Annotated in this window: 15 protein-coding genes and 1 pseudogene; 4 read left to right on the top strand and 12 right to left on the bottom strand. The window is 71.4% G+C overall.

The window, feature by feature from the left end; genetic code table 11:
- Window positions 1-139: 139 nt before the first annotated feature.
- Window positions 140-355, bottom strand: coding sequence for an EF-hand domain-containing protein (locus ACIBCM_RS26500; RefSeq protein ID WP_399247376.1), 216 nt, complete (start codon window positions 353-355; stop codon window positions 140-142).
- 96 nt (window positions 356-451) lie between these two features.
- Here ACIBCM_RS26500 and ACIBCM_RS26495 point away from each other — a divergent pair, with 96 nt between their 5' ends.
- The gene (locus tag ACIBCM_RS26495) at window positions 452-1,102 is read left to right on the top strand and encodes a GNAT family N-acetyltransferase (protein WP_399247340.1); all 651 of its coding nucleotides are present in this window, start codon (window positions 452-454) and stop codon (window positions 1,100-1,102) included.
- Between the two features lie 130 nt (window positions 1,103-1,232).
- Here ACIBCM_RS26495 and ACIBCM_RS26490 read toward each other — a convergent pair.
- The 7 genes and pseudogenes from ACIBCM_RS26490 to ACIBCM_RS26460 all read right to left on the bottom strand — a co-directional run.
- Window positions 1,233-1,886 (bottom strand): annotated as a pseudogene (locus tag ACIBCM_RS26490) (ADP-ribosyltransferase); the annotation flags it as partial.
- 159 nt (window positions 1,887-2,045) lie between these two features.
- Entirely contained in the window at window positions 2,046-3,248 is a 1,203-nt protein-coding gene (locus tag ACIBCM_RS26485; protein ID WP_399247338.1) for a YncE family protein, read from the bottom strand.
- Entirely contained in the window at window positions 3,248-4,054 is an 807-nt protein-coding gene (locus tag ACIBCM_RS26480; RefSeq protein WP_399247336.1) for a polysaccharide deacetylase family protein, read from the bottom strand. The genes ACIBCM_RS26485 and ACIBCM_RS26480 overlap by 1 nt, the downstream gene beginning before the upstream one ends.
- 646 nt (window positions 4,055-4,700) lie before the next feature.
- Window positions 4,701-5,225: an ATP-binding protein gene (locus ACIBCM_RS26475; RefSeq protein WP_399247334.1), complete on the bottom strand. Its 525-nt coding sequence runs from the start codon at window positions 5,223-5,225 to the stop codon at window positions 4,701-4,703.
- A gap of 443 nt (window positions 5,226-5,668) precedes the next feature.
- A complete protein-coding gene (locus tag ACIBCM_RS26470) occupies window positions 5,669-6,439 on the bottom strand; it encodes an enoyl-CoA hydratase/isomerase family protein (protein ID WP_399247332.1) in 771 nt (256 codons plus the stop codon).
- A 144-nt stretch (window positions 6,440-6,583) separates the two neighbouring features.
- Window positions 6,584-7,828 (bottom strand): Ig-like domain-containing protein, encoded by a 1,245-nt coding sequence (locus ACIBCM_RS26465; RefSeq protein ID WP_399247330.1) that lies wholly within the window; start codon window positions 7,826-7,828, stop codon window positions 6,584-6,586.
- A gap of 378 nt (window positions 7,829-8,206) precedes the next feature.
- Window positions 8,207-9,433: an Ig-like domain-containing protein gene (locus tag ACIBCM_RS26460; RefSeq protein ID WP_399247328.1), complete on the bottom strand. Its 1,227-nt coding sequence runs from the start codon at window positions 9,431-9,433 to the stop codon at window positions 8,207-8,209.
- Window positions 9,434-9,602: 169 nt separating this feature from the next.
- Between ACIBCM_RS26460 and glgX the strand changes: the two genes are divergently transcribed.
- Window positions 9,603-11,804: a glycogen debranching protein GlgX gene (gene glgX, locus ACIBCM_RS26455; protein ID WP_399247326.1), complete on the top strand. Its 2,202-nt coding sequence runs from the start codon at window positions 9,603-9,605 to the stop codon at window positions 11,802-11,804.
- 158 nt (window positions 11,805-11,962) lie between these two features.
- On the opposite strand, the gene ACIBCM_RS26450 is transcribed toward glgX, so the two are convergent.
- From ACIBCM_RS26450 to ACIBCM_RS26435, 4 genes are read right to left on the bottom strand one after another with little or no spacing between them, the layout of a single operon-like run.
- Entirely contained in the window at window positions 11,963-12,658 is a 696-nt protein-coding gene (locus tag ACIBCM_RS26450; RefSeq protein WP_399247324.1) for a response regulator, read from the bottom strand.
- A complete protein-coding gene (locus ACIBCM_RS26445; protein WP_399247322.1) occupies window positions 12,642-13,997 on the bottom strand; it encodes a sensor histidine kinase in 1,356 nt (451 codons plus the stop codon). Before ACIBCM_RS26445 ends, ACIBCM_RS26450 begins: the two co-directional genes overlap by 17 nt.
- Window positions 13,998-14,035: 38 nt before the next feature.
- Window positions 14,036-14,881, bottom strand: coding sequence for an ABC transporter permease (locus tag ACIBCM_RS26440; protein ID WP_399247320.1), 846 nt, complete (start codon window positions 14,879-14,881; stop codon window positions 14,036-14,038).
- Window positions 14,878-15,780, bottom strand: a complete 903-nt coding sequence (locus ACIBCM_RS26435; RefSeq protein ID WP_399247318.1) for an ABC transporter ATP-binding protein — start codon at window positions 15,778-15,780, stop codon at window positions 14,878-14,880. The genes ACIBCM_RS26440 and ACIBCM_RS26435 overlap by 4 nt, the downstream gene beginning before the upstream one ends.
- Window positions 15,781-15,937: 157 nt before the next feature.
- Between ACIBCM_RS26435 and ACIBCM_RS26430 the strand changes: the two genes are divergently transcribed.
- Entirely contained in the window at window positions 15,938-18,094 is a 2,157-nt protein-coding gene (locus ACIBCM_RS26430) for an ABC transporter transmembrane domain-containing protein (RefSeq protein ID WP_399247316.1), read from the top strand.
- On the top strand, window positions 18,091-19,971 hold the full coding sequence (locus ACIBCM_RS26425; RefSeq protein WP_399247314.1) for an ABC transporter ATP-binding protein: 1,881 nt from the start codon (window positions 18,091-18,093) through the stop codon (window positions 19,969-19,971). Before ACIBCM_RS26430 ends, ACIBCM_RS26425 begins: the two co-directional genes overlap by 4 nt.
- Window positions 19,972-20,114: the final 143 nt, after the last annotated feature.

Below are 20,114 nucleotides of genomic sequence, written 5' to 3'. Positions count from 1 at the left end.
GGGTCACAGCCCCGCGGAGGCCGCCGGAGAACCGCGGCGGCGCCGGCGACGGCAGCGAGGACGACCCACGCCGAGCCGGACCGCGCCGAGCCGCCGGCTCTCGCCGACGGAGGTTTCGGCACCCGCCCGGGTGGTTCCGTCAGCTCTTGTTGAGGGAGTTCCAGAACTCCTCGAAGCTGAGCACGCCGTCCCCGTTGGCGTCCTTCGTCTTGATGACCGCTTCGGCGACCGGCTCGGTGACGTTGAAGTCGCCCAGCTGCGCCATCACGCTCTTGTACTCCGCCGCCGTGATCAGACCGTCGCCGTTGAGGTCGTACCGGTCGAACGCCCTGCGGGCCTCTTCCTTGTCCACCACTGCTCTCGCCCCTCCTTGGTACGTCATGTGACGAAGGTCAGATTAACCGCAGAACCCGCCCCGCCGGTTCCAGGGTGGGCAGGGCACGATGGCCGTATGTGCGATGAGCTGGGGCGGATCCTCAAGGCGGCGGAGCGCGGGGAGTTCCCCGCGCCGGACGGGACCACGACCGTGATCGGGCAGCCGGACGCGCGCGACGCGGGTGTGCTCGCCTTCACCGCCCACTCGGTGGTCTTCACGGACGAGGATCCCGCGTGGATACGGGAGCGGCTGGCGGCGGCTCCGTCCGATCCGCTGGCCGCGGCGATGAACCCGGTGTTCCTGGCGGAGCTGCTGGCACGCACCGGGCGCGTGATGGGCACGATCGACCTGATGACGGTGGCGCGGGCGCTGCCCGGCCCGCCGGAGGTGGAGCTGCGGGAGATCGCGGACCCCGGGCACACGAGGGTGGCACGCGCGCTGGCGTACCGCGACGGCGTACGGGTGTGGGCGGCCGACGGCGGGGTGCTGGTCCTCGGGCGGGGCCTCGCGGGGCGCTGGGAGTGCGCGGTCGAGGTGGACGAGGACGCCCGGGGCCGCGGGCTCGGGGTGGCGCTGGCGCGGGCGGCCCGGCGGCTGGTGCCGGACACGGCGGTGTGGGCGCAGGCGGCGCCGGGGAACGCCCGCAGCGTGCGGGCGTTCCAGCGGGCGGGGTTCCGGCCGGTGGGGTCGGAGGCCCTGCTGTCGGCTACCTGGAGCTCCTCGTAGCGGGGATGGCAGCGGGGATTCGGGCGGCCGGGACCGGGGTGCCCGGGGCCGTGGCCGAGTCGGACGCCGGGGCCGGGCCTGTCGGGGAGGTCCGGGCCAGGGTGGCGGCGGTGACCGGGTAGGTGCTCCGCCACGGCACATAGTGCGGGTTGTCCCGGCACTCGTTCATGATCTCGGTCTTCCTGGCCTTGTCGACCGGGCAGACCCCGACGATGAACTCACGGGCGATACCGCCGGGGAAGGCCACCTCGACCTGGTCGGCGTACTTGTGCGTATCGCCGATGGTCTTGTTGACGTCGACTCCGCCGGGGGCGTCGATGTAGTAGTTCCAGCCGCTCTTCCAGGACTTGTAGAGGTCGTGGTCGTACGTCGTCGAGACATACGGGGAGGGCTGGTTGACGAGGACGTACTTCTCGATGTCGTACTGGCCGTCGAGCGGGGCCTTGGGGTGGAAGCCCTCTTCAAAAACGATCTCGGGGCCACGGCCGTCCGAGCGGTAGAGCTGGCCGCAGGTGGTGCGCCAGACGGGGTCGGGGGTGATGCGTTCGATGTCGGCGCGGTGGTCGGCGGCGGCGTACAGACGGTCGGCGACCGCGGGGCAGGAGTTGGCGGGGGCGGCCTTGACGGCGCTCGCCCCGGTCGCGGCGGCCGGCCGCGGTACGGACCACTCTGCGGGTCCGGTGGCGGCGGGTCCGGTGGCCGCCGAGGTGGCGGCGGGGGCCAGCGCGGCGGACAGGGTCAGGGCGAGTACGGCGGCCAGGCGCCGCGGTCGGGTGGTCATCATGATGATCACCCTGTCGGCCGTGCGGCACCGGGCCGGGCAACCTCACCCGTGGGTGGGCGGGTTGTGCGATGGGGTGACGGGGCTCCGGAGCGTAGGGCCCGGCGCGCGTCCGGGCCGTACCCGTCCCGGGGCGGTCGTACGGCCGGGCGACGCGAGCCGTCAGCGGAAGACACCCGTGTGGCCGAGCGAGTAGCGGCCCGGCTGCGGATAGACGGCGAGCCCGTGGGGACCGCTCCCCACGGGGATCCGGGCCAGCTGCTTGCCGGTCTTCGTGTCGATCGCGTACACCTCGGAGTCGTAACGCCCCGACAGCCACAGCACCTTGCCGTCCGCCGAGACCCCGCCCATGTCGGGGCTGCCGCCGTCGGGCAGCCACCACTTCTTCGTCAGCCTGTTCTTGGTGAAGTCGAAGATGGAGATGGATCCCTCACCCCGGTTGGGGATGTACATCTCCTTGGAGTCACGGCTGATGTAGAGGCCATGGCAGCCCTTGCCGGTGGGCAGCAGGGTGGGCGTGGTGAACTTCTCGCCGTCCAGCACCCACATGCCGTGCGCCATCATGTCCGCGATGTAGAACGTCTTGCCGTCCGGGGAGATCTTCACGTCCTGTGGCATCGCGCCCTCGAACGGCAGCTTCTGCTGGCCGACGACCTTCATCTTCTCGGTGTCGACCTTCAGCAGCTCCCCGGAGAACTCGCAGGAGACGACGAAGTACCGGCCGTCGGCGGAGAAGTCCGCGTGATTGACGCCGAAGCAGCTGACCGGAACCGTCTTCTTCCGGTCCATGGTGTGCGGGTCGCGGAAGACCAGTTCGCGGTCCATGGAGGCCATGACGACGGCGTACTTGCCGTTGGGCGTGAAGTAGAGGTTGTACGGGTCGTGGACCTCGACCGCCTTGCCCGCCTTTCCGGTCGCGGGGTTGATCGGGGTGAGCGTGTGGCCCCGGTTGTTGTTGACCCAGAGCGTCTTGAGGTCCCAGGAGGGGACGACGTGCTGGGGCTGGATGCCGACGGGGATCGTCTCGACGATCTTGTAGGTGGCGGGGTCGATGACGGAGACCGTGTTGGAGTTGGTGTTGGGGACGTACACCTTCGACGGGAACTTCCTGACCACGGGCGAGAGCCGGCCCGGCCGGTCGGCGGCGTAGATGTCCTTGGGGTCGGTGACCGGGGGCATCCCGGGCAGTCCGGCGGGGGCCTCCGACCGCTTGGGCGCGGCGACGCCCGCCTCGCCCGCCTCGGTACCGTCGGCCCGTACGCTCCGGTCGCCGCCGCTGCCGCAGCCGGCCAGCACGGCGATCAGGGCCCCGGCGAACAGAGCGCCGGTCCACCGGGTCAGTCTCAGGGGGGTTCTCGGGTGCATCAGCTCAGCAGCTCCGTGGTGGTCACCGCGCGCAGTCCGCGCCGGTGGAGGTCGTCGAGGAGGGGTGGCAGTGCGGCGACCGTGTCCGCGTAGCCGAAGTGGAGGCTGACCACCGATCCGCGCTGGATCTGCCCGGCGACCGTACGGGTCACGGCCGTGGCGCCGGGCGAGGTGGCGTCGAGGGAGTCCAGGTCGTACGAGAGGACGTGCGGGTATCCGGCGCGCCGGGCGAGCCGGACGACGAGGGGGGTCGCGTACTGCGTACGGGAGGGACGGAACCAGGTGCCGATGGAGCCGGTGAGTCTGCGCAGCCGCTCGGCGCAGCCGGTGATCTCGGCGTACGCGTCGGCCTCGGGCATCTCGTTGATCGTGAGGTGGCGCCGGGTGTGGTTGCCCAGGTCGTGGCCGCCGTCGAGGATCCGCCGGGCGAGGCCGGGGTGCTCGTCCAGCCAGTCGCCGACGGCGAGCACGGTGACCCGGGCGCCCGCGCGCTCGGCCTCGGCCAGCACCGCGTTCGCGGTGGCGGGGTCACCGGCACCGTGGAAGGTGAGGGCCACCCGGTCGCCGTCACGGGGGCCGTGGGTGATCTGCGCGGGCTGCCCGGGGTAACGGCGGGCCGCGGGCGCCGCCGTGGTGGTACGGGTGTCACGGGCACGGCCAGGTGACGGCGTCGGGGATAAGGCGGCGGGTGCCGCGGGCGCGGCCGGGGCGGGGCCGCCGTCGTCGGCGCAGCTCGTGGCGAGAGCGGCCGCGACGGCGACCCCTGCTCCGGCGCGCAGCGCACGGCGGCGGTCGATCGGGGTCACGGGAGAGGACAGTAGACACGAAATTAGATAAAAGTAACGATTGCCCCAATTCAGGTAGTTTTGCGGGGTCGCGGGGACCGCTCGGCATGCACACGGCCAGACGGGTCACCGAAATGTTCGCCACTGGCGGACACGGGCCGACATTTGCCAGGTCGCCCGCCCTCCCTGCCTGTGATTGAGGTTCAATTTGCCCTTGTTTGCGAGCTAAGCCCGAGTCAGCGATTTGGGTGCGGCGGGCCGGTCTGTCATAGTCGGGAGCACGACCGCCTCCGACCCGGGCTCGGTCGTCAACAGCGGCCGTGGAAACACCCCCCATTCCACGGCGCTCCACAGAAGCCCCCGCGACGCGCCGCACCCGGCCGATACGGGGGCTTCTGTGCATACGCGGGCGCGTACCGGTGAACACGTTCTTCCGGGCGGACCGGCGGCCGCCGCGACGGGGCCGACCGGCCGGTCAGGAGGTGGGGCGTGCGATGCCGGGCAGTGCCGGGCTCCGGGGCGTGGGCCCGGGGGCCGTGCCGGACCTCCGGCAGCCGGGGGCGGTACCGGGACAGCCGGGGGTGGTACCAGGACGGCCGGGGGTGGTACCAGGACGGCCGGCGGGGCTACCGGGACGCCTGCGATGCCGGGCGGTGCCGGGATTGCGTCAGCCGGGCGGGGAGGCCGAGTGGCGCTGGGGTACCCGCATCTCGAACCAGGTGGTCTTCCCGCGCGGGAGCAGATCCACGCCCCACCGGTCGGAGAGCTTGTCGACGAGGAAGAGCCCGCGCCCGCTGATGTCCATCGGCTGGACCGGCAGCAGACAGGGCAGTCCGCGCGAGGGGTCCCGGACCTCCACCCGGATCCAGCCGGGGCGGCGGGTCATCCGCAGGCCGAAGACCCGGGCGCCGGTGTGCCGGACCGCGTTCCCCACCAGTTCGGAGACGAGCAGGACCGCGTTCTCGGCGATCTGCGCGGACAGCGCCCACTGGCGTACCACGACCGAGTGCGTCAGCCGGCGGGCGGTGGCCGCGGACTCGGGGCGGGAAGGGAGACGGACCTCTTCCTCGGTGGGATTGCCGAACAACTCCAGCGACTTAAGGGCCTGTTCATCCTCGATGGCCGTCACCCACCGCGTATCGACAGCGCTGCCGCGCTCCCGCGGTTGATCCACACCTTCGAGGCCCGCCATGCCCCCATCATGGCCGGTGGCCGTGGATTCCGTGGCCGTTCCAGCGGAATAAGGCTCCTGGAACTGCTCGTTCCAGGCGCCGGCGTTGGCATATGACAGCGGCCCCATACGAGCACTCCTGCCCACTCCGAGCTGCACTGACACCCTGTCAATAGGAGTACTCCGGCCCGGAAATACCCCGGATTCCTTAATGCTCCCTTAAGGCTCGGCCAAGGATCGCACAGCGTCCGGAACCGTCGGAGCCCGGGTCCCGGAAACCCTTCCCGGGGCCCGGGAAGGCCACCCGGGCCCGGGCCCGGGAATCCGGCCTCCGGGATCCAGGGACTCCGCCCCGAACAAGGACCAGCGGGCTTCAACTCCCGTAACACCAGGGCCTTCTGACGGAGACACCGCCTCAGGTCCCCGGGAAACCTCAGGACGGCCACCGGGCGTCCCGGGAAACCTCAGACGAACTTCGCCTTGCCCGGGCCCTCCTCCACGAAGCTCCGCATCCCGCGCTCCCGGTCCTCCGTGGCGAACAGACCGGCGAACAGGCTCCGTTCGATCGCGAGGCCCGTGTCGATGTCGGTCTCCAGACCGGCGTCGACGGCCTCCTTCGCGGCGCGCAGCGCGAGCGCGGGCCCCTGGGCGAGCTTCGCGGCCCAGGCATGGGCCTGCTCGTAGACCTCGGCGGCGGGGACGACCCGGTCCACCAGTCCGATCGCGAGCGCCTCGTCCGCCCTGACCTGACGGCCCGTGAAGATGAGGTCCTTGGCCTTGGCCGGGCCGACCAGCCGAGCGAGGCGCTGGGTGCCGCCCGCACCCGGGATCACACCCAGCAGGATCTCCGGCTGACCGAGCTTGGCGTTGTCGCCCGCGATACGGAAGTCGGCGCAGAGCGCCAGCTCACAGCCGCCGCCGAGGGCGTAGCCCGTCACGGCCGCGACGACGGGCTTGGGGATACGGGCCACCGCGGTGAACGAGTCCTGGAGCGCACGGGCCCGTACCACCATGGCGGCATGGTCCATGACCTGCATCTCCTTGATGTCCGCACCCGCCGCGAACACCTTCTCACCGCCGTACAGAATCACCGCCCGGACGTCGTCGCGGCGGCTCGCCTCGTCGGCCAGCTCACGCAGCCGGTCCTGGATGGCGATGTCCAGCGCGTTCATCGGCGGGCGGTCCAGTCGGATGGTGCCGACGCCTTCGGAGACCTCGAGTTTCACAGTCGTCATGGAGGCAGGTTAACCGCGGCTAACGGAAAGGGGCCCGGTGCCGTGGCTCACACCCGGGCCCCGTGCATGGACCAGGGCGACACGGACCAGGGCCCCGGGCGCGGTTGCCGCGCCTCGGGGCCCTGGGACCGGACAAAGGGAGATCTACTTGATCCACTCCGCCCACGGCATGTTCCAGCCATTGAGACCGTTGTCGGGGGCGATCTGCTTGTCCTTGGAGTTCTTGACGATCACCACATCGCCGAGGAGCGAGCGGTCGTAGAACCAGGCGGCCGGAGTACCGCTGTCGCCCGCGCCCCGGGCGTCGCGCAGACCCACACAGCCGTGGCTGACGTTCTGCGAGCCGAAGGTGCCGGCCGAGGCCCAGTAGTTGCCGTGGATGAAGGTGCCCGAGTCGGACAGCCGCATCGCGTGGGGCACGTCCTTGATGTCGTACTCGCCGCCGAAGCCGACGGTCGCGCCGTTCATCCGGGTCACCTTGTGCTTCTCGCTGATGACCATCGTGCCGTTGTACGTGGTGGTCGCCGGCGCGCCCGCGGTGATCGCGATGTTCTTGATCTCCTTGCCGTCCCGGACGACGACCATCCGCTTGGAGGTGGCGTCCACGGTGGAGACCTGGCTGCGGCCGATGGTGAAGGAGACCGTCTTGGCCTGCTTGCCGTAGACCCCCGGGCGCCCCTCGACGCCGTCGAGGTTGAGCTTCACGGTCACCTTGGTGCCCGGCGCCCAGAACTTCTCCGGGCGGAAGTCGAGCCGGTCGTTGCCGAACCAGTGGCCCTCGATCGGCACCGCCGGAACGGCCGTCACCTTGATGGCCTTCTCGACGGCCTCCGGGTCGGTGATCCCCCGGGTGAACTTGATCTTGATCGGCATTCCGACGCCGACGGTCGAGCCGTTCTCCGGCGTGTAGTGGCCGATGAAGGTGTTCTTCGGTACGAGGGTGGTGAAGGTGGTGTCCTTGGCGGACTCACGGCCCTCGCCGTCCTTGGCGATCGCGTGCACCTTGTACCGGGTGGAGCCCGCCAGATGGTGCGCCGGCTGCCAGGAGGCACCGTCAGCCGCGATCGTGCCCTCGACCTTCGCGCCCTCGTCGTCCTGGACCGTGACCGCGGTGAGCTTCCCGCCGGTCGCGGTGACCTTCAGCGCGCCATCGGTGGCGACCGCCGTGGCGCCGTCCTTCGGCGCAATCGTGACCACGGCCTTCGAGGCCGAGTTCCCGACCTTGCCGCCGTCCTTGCGGTCCTTGTCACCGTCGCCCTTGCCGGAGCCCCCGCCCCCGCAGGCCGTCACCAGCACCAGCAGCGCCCCGACCATCAGCGCCAGCAGCGCGGACCCCCCACGTCCGCGTCCGGCCCCGGCCGTGCCCCCCGATATCGGATGCCCATTCACTCCGGTCTCCCCTCACACGGCCTGGCCCCGCCACGGCCCGCTCCCCCGTGCGACTCTCGTACGCACTTCGACAGAGAATCACACACCGGGGTAGTTGAACGTTCCCGTGAATGTCACCGTTCCGTCCCAACCGGTCCGGCGGCTCAGGTATCTGACGGGGTACGGGGTGGGGGCGGGCCGGGCGGTGGCCATCCGGTGGCCCGTCGGGCCGTTGGGGGTCTTCGGGCCGTTGGGGTCTTCGGGCTGTCCGGAGCATTCGGGCCGTACGAACCGGTCGGGGCCGTTCGGGGCCGTTCAGCTCCGTTCAGGGGATCTCCGGGGCCGCCGGGGACCCGGGGAGAGAGCGGGGCCGGGCCGGCGCGGAGGATCCGCCGGGGATCAGCGCAGTGCGGACCCCTCCTTCCACAGCTTCCAGTCCATGTTCCAGCCGCTCAGCCCGTTCGCGGGTTCGACCGTCCTGTCACGCGAGTTGACCACCTCGACCACGTCCCCGATCAGCGTCCGGTCGAAGAACCAGCCCGCCGGGGAGTCCCCGCTGCCGCCCTTCTCGTCCCGCAGCCCGACACAGCCGTGGCTGACGTTCACCGAGCCGAAGATCTCGGGCGCGGCCCAGTAGTTGCCGTGCAGAAACGTGCCGGAGTCGGTCAGCCGCATCGCATGCGGCACATCCTTGATGTCGTACTCGCCCTTGCCGGTGGAGTCGGTGAATCCGACCGTCGCGCCGTTCATCCGGGTCACGTCGTACAGCTCGCTGACGACCATCTTGCCGTTGTACGTCGTCGACTTGGGCGCCCCCGCGGTGATCGGCACCGTCGCCAGGACCTGGCCGTCCCGCCGTACCTGCATCGTCTTCGCCTCGGCGTCCACCAGCGAGATCTGGGAGCGGCCGACGGTGAAGGAGACGGTCTTGTCCTGGATGCCGTACGCGCCCGGCGCGGCCTCGACGTCCCGCAGCCGCAGTTCGACGGTGACCTTGGTGCCCGGGGCCCAGTACTTCTCGGGACGCAGATCGAGCCGTTCCGTACCGAACCAGTGGCCCGCGACCTCGACCTGCGGGTCGGTGGTGACCCGGATGGCACGTTCCACGGCGGCCCGGTCGGCGATCTTCCGGTTGAAGTCGAAGGAGATGATCATCCCGGTGCCGACGGTGGCGCGGTTCTCCGGTTTGAAGTAGCCGATGAACCGGTGCTCGGGGACCTCGGTGGTGAAGGTGGTGTGCCGGGCCGTCCGGCGGCCGTGTCCGTCGACGGCCACCACGTCGACGCTGTACTTGGCGGCGAGGCGGAGACCGGCCCCCGGATCGGGGTTCCAGCGCAGTCCGTCCTCGGAGATCCGGCCGGGGATCCCGGTGGGGGCCCCGTCCTCGATCCGTGTCACCCTGACCCGTTCCAGCCGCCCGCTGGGCAGCCGCACCTGAAGAGGGTCCCCGGGGTCGACGCCCTTGGCCCCGTCCCCGGGAACGACCCTGATGATGTCCTCGACCGACCGCCGCTTGCTGCTGATGTCGAGTGTCCCGTCGGTGCAGCCGGAGAGCCCGGCCATCAGTCCTGCCCCTGTCAGGGCGACGGCCGCGCCCCGTCCTGCCCGCTTCAGTACGTGTCTCACGCCCCACCCAACGATCACGGACCTGTGGGGGAAACGTGGGCGGATGTTGGGAGCGGGGCACTCCGGGCAGAACAGGTGGGAGGACCACCCGCGGTGGAGCGGCCGGGACGCCGGGCCGCCCGGCCGCGGGCGGTCCCCCTGAGCCGCGGGAGGGCCGCAGGTGCCGCAGGTGTCGCAGACGTCGAGCGCAGCAGAGTCGGGGCCGGTGGTGTGGCCGGGGTCGCCGACCCCGCTGGGGGCCCGATTCCGCGTGGGCCCGGACGGGGTCGCGGGCACCAACTTCGCGCTCTGGGCGGCCGGGGCCGAGGCCGTCGAGCTGTGCCTCTTCGACGGCGAGGACGGACGGGTCACCGAGACCCGGCTGCCGCTGACCGAGCTGACCCACGAGATCTGGCACGGTTTCGTCCCCGGTGTCCGCCCCGGCCGGCGGTACGGCTACCGGGTCCACGGCCGCTGGGACCCCTGGACGGGAGCCCGCTGGAACCCCGCGAAGCTGCTGCTCGACCCCTACGCCCGGGCCGTGGACGGCGATTTCGCACTGCCTCCCGAGGTGTACGGGCATGTCCGCGACTGGCCTCAGCAGCATGTCGCGGACACCGTGCGCGACGACCGGGACTCCGCTCCGTACGTCCCCAAGGGGGTCGTGGTCCACGACGGCTCCCCCGGCGACGAGCGGATGGACGACCGCAGACCGAAGACGCCCTGGGCGGACTCCGTCATCTACGAACTGCACGTGAGGGGGTTCACCCGGCTGCATCCGGGGATTCCGCGGGAGCTGAGGGGCACCTACGCGGGCCTGGCGCATCCGGCGGCGATCGAGCATCTCGTACGCCTCGGGGTCACCGCCGTCGAACTGCTGCCCGTGCATCAGTACGCCCATGAGGACCATCTGCTGAAGCGGAACCTCCGCAACTACTGGGGGTACAACTCCATCGGCTACTTCGCCCCGCACGCGGCCTACGCGGCGAGCGGTACCCGGGGACAGCAGGTCGCCGAGTTCAAGCGGATGGTCCGGGCGCTGCACACGGCAGGGATCGAGGTCATCCTCGACGTGGTCTACAACCACACGGCCGAGGCGGGTGAGCTGGGTCCCACGCTCTCGCTGCGGGGCATCGACAACCGCGGCTACTACCGCCTCCAGCCCGACCCCCGGGCGTACACCGACTACACCGGCTGCGGAAACACCCTCCATGTGGTGCGGCCGCAGGTGCTGCGGCTGATCACCGACTCGCTGCGGTACTGGGTGAGCGAGATGGGGGTGGACGGCTTCCGCTTCGATCTGGCGGCGGCGCTCGCACGCTCGACGCACGATGTCGACATGCTCTCCCCCTTTCTGGCGGTGATCGCGCAGGATCCGGTGCTGCGGCGGGTCAAGCTGATCGCCGAGCCGTGGGACGTGGGCCCGGGCGGCTATCAGGTGGGGGCGTTCCCACCCCTGTGGACTGAATGGAACGATCGCTACAGAGATGCCGTACGGGATTTCTGGCGCGGCGCGCTGCCCGATGTGCGCGACCTCGGCTACCGGCTGTCCGGCTCCAGCGATCTGTACGCGTGGGGCGGACGGCGGCCGTACGCGTCCATCAACTTCATCACCGCGCACGACGGCTTCACCCTGCGCGACCTGGTGAGCTACGAGCACAAGCACAACGAGGCCAACGGCGAGTTCAACCGCGACGGCACCAACGACAACCGCTCCTGGAACTGCGGTGCCGAGGGCGAGACCGACGACCCGGCGGTCAACGCGCTGCGGTGGCGGCAACTGCGCAATCTGCTGACCACCCTGCTGGTGTCGACGGGGGTCCCGATGCTGGTCGCGGGCGATGAGATGGGCCGTACGCAGCGCGGCAACAACAACGCGTACTGCCAGGACAACGAGGTCGGCTGGGTCGACTGGTCCCTCCTGGAGCAGCCGGGGCCGCGCGGGCTGTTCGCTCTGGCCGTCCGGCTGCTGGCCCTGCGCCGGGACCATCCGGTACTGCGCCGCCGGGCCTTCTTCTCCGGCCGGGCGCGTACGGCCGAGGGGCCCCGGGATCTGGCCTGGTTCACCGCGCACGGCACGGAGACGACCGAGGAGGACTGGTACGCGTCCTCGGCCACGGTCGCGTTCTATCTCTCCGGACGGGACATCCCCGGCCGGGACGCCCGCGGGGAGCGGATCACCGACGACAGCTTCCTGGTGATCCTGCACGCGGGCGACGGCCCGCTGGACTTCCGTCTGCCGGGAGAGCCGTGGGCGTCCTCGTACGAGGTGCTCGTCGACACCGCCGAGGAGGAGCAGAGCGAGCCGCCGGGCACGGGGTACGGGGGCGGTACGACGGTGCCGGTGGGCGCGCGGTCGGCCGTCCTCCTGAAGGCCACCGTCACCGGCTGAGCCGGGTCCGGCCACGGGTCCGGCCACGGGTGCGCCCGCGTCATGGGGCACCCGGGTCAGGAGTGGGCCCGGGGCACAGGAGTGAGCCCGGGTCAGGGGTGCACCCGGGCCAGGGCGGGCCGAGTCACGAGTCGGCGCAGCTCACACGTCGGGCCGCGTCAGCCGAGGATGCCCCGGTCGTAGGCCACCGCGACCGCCGCCGCGCGGTCCTTCGCGCCGAGCTTGCCGAAGATGTGCGTGAGATGGGTCTTCACCGTCGCCTCGCTGATGAACAGCTCCCGCGCGATCTCCCGGTTCGGCGTTCCGCGGGCGACCAGGACGAGGACCTCGCGCTCCCGCGCGGAGAGCGCCTCATGGCCGGGGGCCGACGGGGTACGGACCCGGGAGACCAGCCGGGAGGCGACGGCCGGGGAGAGGACCGTACGGCCGTCGGCGGCGGCCCGGACCGCGGTGAACAGTTCCTCGCGCGGGGCGTCCTTGAGCAGATAGCCCGTCGCGCCCGCCTCGATCGCGGGAAGCGTGTCGCTGTCCGTGTCGTACGTGGTGAGCACCAGCACCTTCGCGCGGGCGCCGCTGCCGGTCAGCTCGGCGATCGCGGCCACTCCCCCGCCGCCGGGCATCCGCAGGTCCATCAGGACGACATCGGGATCCAGACGGGTGACGAGACCGACCGCGTCCACACCGTTGTCCGCCTCGGCGAGGACGGTGAAGCCCGGGGACGACTCGAACATGCCGCGCAGACCGTCCCGTACGACCGGGTGGTCGTCGACGATGATCAGCGTGACGGTCCGCTCGTCCTGCCCGTCCCGCTCACTCCGCTCGGCCGGCTCATTCCGCTCATTGCGCGTAGTCATGGCGGACCAACGGTACGCGAGCCGAGACGACCGTACCCCCTCCGGGCTCGGTCTCCACCTCCACGGTTCCCGCGATCCGCTCCGCGCGGGCCCGCATACCGCGCAGTCCGAAGCCGCCGGAGCCCGACGGGGGCGCCACGGCGAGCGGGTCGAAGCCCCGGCCGTCGTCGCGGACGTCCAGGGTGACCTCGTCGCCCATGTACGACAGGGTCACACCCACCCTGGCCGCCCCCGCGTGGCGGGCGACATTGGACAGCGCCTCCTGGCCGATACGCAGCAGGGTCGCCGCGACCTCGTCGTGCAGGGGCTCCTCGGTGCCGGTCACGGTGAACCGGGCGGGCACCGAGCAGCGTCCGGACCACTCGGCGGTGGTCTTCTCCAGCGCCTCGGAGAGCGTGTCGTGCTCCAGGGCGGCGGGGCTGAGGTTCTGTACGGAGCGGCGTGCCTCGCCCAGACCGGCACGGGCGAGGGCGGCGGCGCGGTCGAGATGCTCCCGGGCGAGCCGCTCGTCGCCCGCGACGGCGACGACCTGGAGCTGGGCGATGATGCCCGCCAGGCTCTGGGCGATGGTGTCGTGGATCTCGGCGGCGAGCCGGCGCCGCTCGTCGGCGACGCCCGCCTCCCGGGCCTGCACCAGGAGCTGGGTGTGCAGATGCGCGTTCTCCTCCAGGGCCTGTTCCAGACGGGCGTTGGTGCGCTCCAGCTCGTCGATCGTCTCCGCCTTCTGGCGGGCGGCCTCCTCCTCGTGGACCGCGATATGCGTGAACAGCAGACACAGACCGGCGTTCAGGGCGAAGAGCACCCCGAACAGGGCCCAGTGCACCGGTGAGTCGGGCGGCAGCCCGCCGGACTGGGAGCCCGCCATGACCACGGCCGTGAACACCAGCCCCGCGTGCAGCCTCCGTCCCGACAGCAGATGCCCGACGTCGAAGTACCCGACGACCGCGAAGATGCCGAAGAAGGGGTTCGCCCAGGTGAGACCCATGGCGAGCAGGGACCGCAGTACGTAGTAGACCTGCCCGGCCACCGGCCGTTCCCCGTCCGACGGCACCGAGATGCCCATGAGCGCGTCATCGGGGCGCCCGAAGGCGTTCCACCAGATCTGGAGGGCGACCGCCAGCACGGCGAGGACACCGGCGGTGTACATCTGGGTCCGGTTCATCAGATCGCTGCCCGCGACGACCGAGATGAAGGCGGCGAGGGCGAGGGTGGCGAAGGGGCCGTACCGGAAGAACTGGCTCCAGCGCACGGCGGCGAGGGTCGGCGCGGTACGAGGGCCGGCCTCACCGGTCCGGGCTCCCGGTGCGCCCGGGACGGCCGGGTCGTGCTCGTCGGTCATGGGACCAGTCTCCCCCGGCCACCCCGGGAGGACCGTCGTCACTCCCATCGGAACCAGCGGGCCGCCGCCCCGGTGAGGAGCAGGGTCCAGACCGCCATGACGGCGAGCCCGTCCCAGGCGGGCCAGGACCCGGTGGCCGCGCGGGCGAGCGACTCGGACGCCGCGCCGAAGGGGGTGAAGCCGACGATCCCCGCGAGCGTGTCCGGCATCGACTGGACGGGCAGCCAGACCCCCGCCGTGAACATGGCGGGGAAGAAGACGGCGGAGCCGATGGCGGTGGCGGCCTTCTGGGTGCGGGACAGAGCGGCCACCATCGCTCCGAGGGCGAGCGCGCTCACCGTGGCGAGGACCAGCGCCAGCGCGTACCCGCCGGGGTTGCGCGGGAGCTGTACGTCGAAGGCGATCCTCGCGACGGTGATCGGGAGGACGGCGGCGCAGAGGGCCACCGCGCCGTGCAGCAGGAGCTGGGCGGCGAGAAGGGAGCCGGGGCGGACCGGGGTGGTGGACATCCGGCGGAGGATGCCGCGCTCCCGGTAGCCGGTGAGGACCGGCGGCATCGCCTGGAGTCCGGCGAAGATCATGGCGAGGAGCACGGCGACCTGTGTGTACAGATCGATGAAGCGCCGCCCGCCGAGGTCGTCGGAGACCTCCCGGAAGACCGGGATGAGCCCGATGATCGTCATCAGGATGGTCGGGAAGGCGATGATCCAGAAGTGGGAGCCGGGCTCACGGGCGAACAGCCGGGCCTCGGCCTTCAGTACGGCGGTGGACGCGGAGAGGGAGGCGGAGGGGGCCGCGGAGTGAGAGGGAGAGGGGACCACAGAGGGAGAGGCAGAGGGGGAGGCAGAGGGGGAGGGAGAGGGGGAGGGAGAGGGGGAGGTCATGTCACTTCCTGTCCGGTCAGATCGAGGAAGGCGTCGTCGAGTCCGGCGTCGGCGACACGGAGCTGCTGCGCGGTGACGCGGTGGCGGGCGAGCAGCGAGAGGAGCGCGGTGACGGTCTCGTCGGTGCCGTGGACGACCACCCGCTCACCGGTCTCGACCGACGCCGTCCCCGGCAGCTCGCCCAGCTCGCGCGGGTCGAGCGGGGCCGAGGGGACGAATGAGACGACGGTGGCGGCGGAGGAGCGGCGGATCAGCCCGGAGGGTGTGTCGAGCGCGACGACGCGGCCCCGGTCGATGACGGCGATCCGGTCGCACAGGCGCCGGGCCTCCTCCATGAAGTGGGTGACGAGCAGAACGGTGACCCCCGAGTCCCGGATCTCCTCGATCAGCTGCCAGGTGTCCCGGCGGGCGCGCGGGTCGAGCCCGGTGGTCAGCTCGTCGAGCACCACGACCCGGGGCTCGCCGATGAGCGCCAGAGCGATGAACAGCCGCTGCTTCTGACCGCCGGAGAGCTTCGCGAACCGGGTGTCCAGCTTCTCCGCCAGTCCGAGCCGTTCGGCGAGGGGCCGCCACGGGGCCGGCCGCGGATAGAACGCGGTGTACAGCTCCAGCGCCTCACGGACGGTGATCTTCGGCTGGAGTTCGCTCTCCTGGAGCTGTACGCCGAGCAGCCGGGTGACTTCGGCACGGTCCACGGCCGGGTCGTACCCGGCGACCCGAACCGTCCCGGCGTCGGGAATCCGCAGCCCTTCCACGCACTCGACCGTGGTGGTCTTGCCCGCGCCGTTGGGCCCGAGGATCCCGAAGATCTCGCCCTCCTCCACGGAGAAGCTCACCCCGTCGACGACGGCTCGTCCGCCGTATGCCTTGCGCAGCTCACGCACTTCGACCGTTTTCATGTCTTCGAGGGTCCCGGCCGGAGATCGTCCCGTGCATCGCCCATCACGCTGGAGAAGTCATCATCCGATCGGCTGATTGCCGGGTACGACCGGCGTGAGGATCGCCACCGGAAATGGGGATGAGAGGTGTCAGTGGCGAACCGTAGGCTCGCTCCTGATGCCCACCACACCTGCCCCCGCCGAGGAACGCTCGGCCGTACGTACGCTGCTGCGGCTGTGGCCGTATGTACGGCCCGTGCGCACCCGTCTGTTCAGCGCGGCCTTCGTCGCGATCGTCGCTTCCTGTCTGAGCCTGGTCATCCCCCTCGTCCTGAAGTGGATCGTGGACGGACCCGTGGCCGACCGGGACCCCGGCGGGGTGTGGCTGGGGGCGTTCGCGCTGTTCGCGCTCGGCGTCGCGGAGGCGGTCCTGTTCGGCTTCCGGCGCTGGCTGGTGGCCCGGCCGCTGGCGGGTGTCGAGTCGGCGATGCGGGCGGATCTGTACCGGCATCTCCAGCGGCTGCCGGTGGCGTTCCACGACCGGTGGGCCTCGGGACAGCTGCTCTCGCGCGGTACGACGGATCTGATGCTGGTGCGGATGTTCCTGGCGTTCCCGCTGACCTTCCTGGTGGTCAACGGCACGACCATTCTGGTCGGCTATGTGATCCTGCTGGGGCAGGAGTGGACGCTCGGTCTGGTGCTCATGATCCCGATCGTGCCGCTGGTGGTGCTCTGCTCCTACTTCGAGACCCGCTACTCGCGCGCCGCGCGGCGGGCCCAGGACCAGGTCGGCGATCTGACGACGGTCGTCGAGGAGAGCGTGCTCGGCATCCGGATCGTCAAGGGCTTCGGCCGTCACCGCAGCCAGGCCGCCGCCTTCCGCGAGCAGTCGAGGGAACTGCGCGGCACGGAGCTGGCCAAGGCACGGCTCCTGGGGGGCATCTGGGCGCTCATCACGATCATTCCCGAGATCGCCATCGGCGCGGCGCTGGTCCTGGGCACGGCCCAGGTCGCCGACGGGGATCTGTCGGCGGGCACGCTGGTGGCCTTCCTGTCGACGGCGCTGGCGCTGAGGTGGCCGGTGGAGTCGATCGGCTTTCTGCTGGCGATGAGCCAGGAGGCGGCGACCGCGACGGAGCGGTACTTCGAGGTGATGGACGCGGAGGAGGAACGGGAGGGGCCGGCCCCGGCGGGGTGGTCGGCCGGTACGAAGGGTGCGGCGGGTACAGCCGGTGCGAAGGTTGCGGCCGCTGCGGCCGGTGAGAAGGTTACGGTCGGCGAGAAGGCCGCGGCCGGTGCGGCCGGGCAGCGTGACGAGCCCGGGCAGCCCGCCGGGGGCGGATCGCCCGCGAAGGGCGGACTGCGCTTCGAAGGTGTCGAGTTCCGCTACCCCGACGCGCCCGAGGACTCCGTACCCGTCCTGGCGCGGATCGATCTGACGGTACGCCCGGGCGAGACCATGGCCCTCGTGGGCGGCACGGGCAGCGGGAAGTCCACGCTCACCGCGCTGGTGCCACGGCTGCACGAGGTGACCGGCGGCCGGATCACCCTCGACGGCGAGGACATCGCCGCGATGCCCCGGGAGCGGCTGCGGGGGCTGGTGGCGGTGTCGTTCGAGGAGCCGACCCTCTTCTCTGCGACGGTCGGGGAGAACGTCCTGATGGGCGCGGCGGACGGCTCCGGCGAAGCCGATGTGCGGCGCGCTCTGGAGATCGCGCAGGCCGGATTCGTGCATTCCCTCCCGCAGGGCACCGACACCGAGGTCGGTGAGCAGGGCCTGAGCCTCTCGGGCGGTCAGCGTCAACGGCTGGCCCTGGCCCGCGCGGTGGTCGGCAGGCCCCGCTTCCTCGTACTGGACGACCCCCTGTCGGCGCTCGACGTCCATACGGAGGCCCTCGTCGAGGCGGCCCTCCGCGATGTCCTCGCGGACACGACGGCCCTGGTGGTGGCGCACCGCCCGTCGACCGTTCTGCTCGCGGACCGGGTGGCGCTGCTGTCCGGCGGCCGTGTCGCCGCGGTGGGCACCCACCAGGAACTGCTGCGGACGAACGCGGAGTACGCGTGGCTGATGTCGGGAGCGCGACCGGAGGGCGCCGGTCCGTCGAGTGAGGCCGGTCCGCCGGACCACGCCGTTCGGGCGGCGGACCCGGACGGGGCGCCACACGCGGACGGGGCGGCACACGCGAACAGCACGAAGGGCATGAACGGCATGAACGGCCCTGCCGGGCCGGCCGGCACCGACGGCGCCACGAACCCGGACAGCGCCACAACCACCGACGGCGGTACGAACGCCGACGAACGCTCCGAAAGCGCCGGGAAAGGGGAAGCCCGATGACCGCCACGACCACGGCCCCCGGAGAGCCTGGGGACGATGTCAGGCCCGGTACGGAACCCGGCGACGGCCCCGCCCGTCTCCCCGCCGCCGACCCCTTCGACCAGGACGACCTGCCGACGCCCAAGGGCGCGACCGGAGCCCTGCTGCGGTCGCTGCTCGCTCCCCACCGCGGCCGGGTCCTCGTCGCCGCCGTACTGCTGCTCCTTCAGCAGGCCGCCGTACAGGCCGGTCCGCTGCTCGTCGCGTACGCCATCGACAGCGGTGTCCCGGCCTTCCGGGAGAACGACTACGGCCCGCTCATCGCCGTCGCCGTCGGATACGCGGTGAGCGCGTTCGGGGCGGGGCTCCTCCAGTACCTCTTCATGACCGCCTCCGCTCGCGTCAACCAGGACGTCCTCCTCGATCTGCGCGGCCGGATCTTCCGGCACGCGCAGGCCCTGAGCATCGACTTCCACGAGCGCTACACCTCCGGGCGGCTGATCTCCCGTTCGACGACGGATGTGGAGTCCCTGCGCGAACTGCTCGACGAGGGGCTCCAGGAGCTGATCAACGTCGTCCTGGCCTTCGTCTACATCTGCGCCATGCTGCTCTGGCTGGACCTCGGCCTCGGGGCCGTGGCCGTCGCCTCCTTCATCCCGCTGTACTGGTTCATCCGGATCTACCAGCGGCGCGCCGCGGCCATCTACAGCACCCGGTCGACCGCGTTCGCCTCGGTGATCGTGAAGTTCGCGGAGACGATGAACGGGATCCGTCCGGTACGGGCGTTCCGTCGCGAGTCGGCGAACGACACGGCGTTCAAGGTGCTCAACGACAGCCTCGGCCGCAGCAACGGCGACGCCCTGCTGGAGATGGCGCGCTATGTCCTCTGTTCACGGCTCGTCGCCAACACCGCCGTCGCCGGGATCGTCCTGTGGGGCGCGTACCGGGTCGCGGGCGGGACCCTGGCCCTCGGTGTGCTGGCCGCCTCCGTGCTCTATCTGCGGCGGCTGTACGACCCGATCGACCGGCTCGGCATGTTCCTCAACTCCTACCAGTCGGCCGGCGCCTCCCTGGAGAAGATCGCGGGCCTGCTGGCCCAGAAGCCCTCCGTCCCCGAGACGGCCGACCCCCGGGAGCTGCCGCCCCGCCGCGGTGAGCACCCGGGCCGGGAGGTCGTCTTCGACGGCGTCAGCTTCGCGTACCGCACCGGCGGCGAGGTATTGCCCCGTTTCGATCTGACCGTCCCGGCGGGTCAGACGGTGGCGGTCGTCGGCTCGACGGGCGCGGGCAAGTCCACGCTCGCCAAGCTGCTGGCCCGTTTCTACGATCCGACGGACGGCCGGGTCCTCCTCGACGGTGTGGACCTCCGCGACCTCGGCACCCCCGAACTGCGGCGGGGGGTCGTGATGGTGACCCAGGAGGCGTTCCTGTTCTCCGGCACGGTCGCCGAGAACATCTCCATCGGACGGCCCGACGCGACCCGCGAGGAGATCGAGCAGGCGGCGAAGACGATCGGCGCGCACGACTTCATCACGGGGCTGCCGGACGGGTACGACACGGACGTACGGAAGCGGGGCGGCCGTATCTCGGCGGGGCAGCGGCAACTGGTCGCCTTCGCGCGGGCGCTGCTCGCCGATCCGTCCGTCCTGATCCTGGACGAGGCGACGAGTTCGCTGGACATCCCGGGTGAGCGTGCCGTGCAGCGCGCGATGGACACGGTTCTGCGCGGGCGTACGGCGGTGGTGATCGCCCACCGGCTCTCCACGGTGGAGGTCGCGGACCGGGTGCTGGTGGTGGAGCACGGCCGGATCGTGGAGGACGGCACTCCGGCGGAACTCATCGGCGCCGCGGGCCGTTTCGCGGATCTGCACCGCGCCTGGCGCGACAGCCTGGTCTGAGCCCCACCGCATGCGCCCCGGGTGCGGCCCCGCCCCGCCCGGGTGCCGGGGTGTGCCGATCCGGCTCCGTACGGGGCTCCCGGGGCGGGCTTCGGAAGTGTGCGTCACCGTTGCGCGGACGCGCCTCGTGTGGGCCCGTACTC

This window comes from Streptomyces sp. NPDC051018 (assembly GCF_044456085.1).
In the GTDB taxonomy this organism is placed as follows: domain Bacteria; phylum Actinomycetota; class Actinomycetes; order Streptomycetales; family Streptomycetaceae; genus Streptomyces.
The sequence above is the reverse complement of the archived record's forward strand: the minus strand, read 5'-3'. Positions and strand labels throughout refer to the sequence as shown.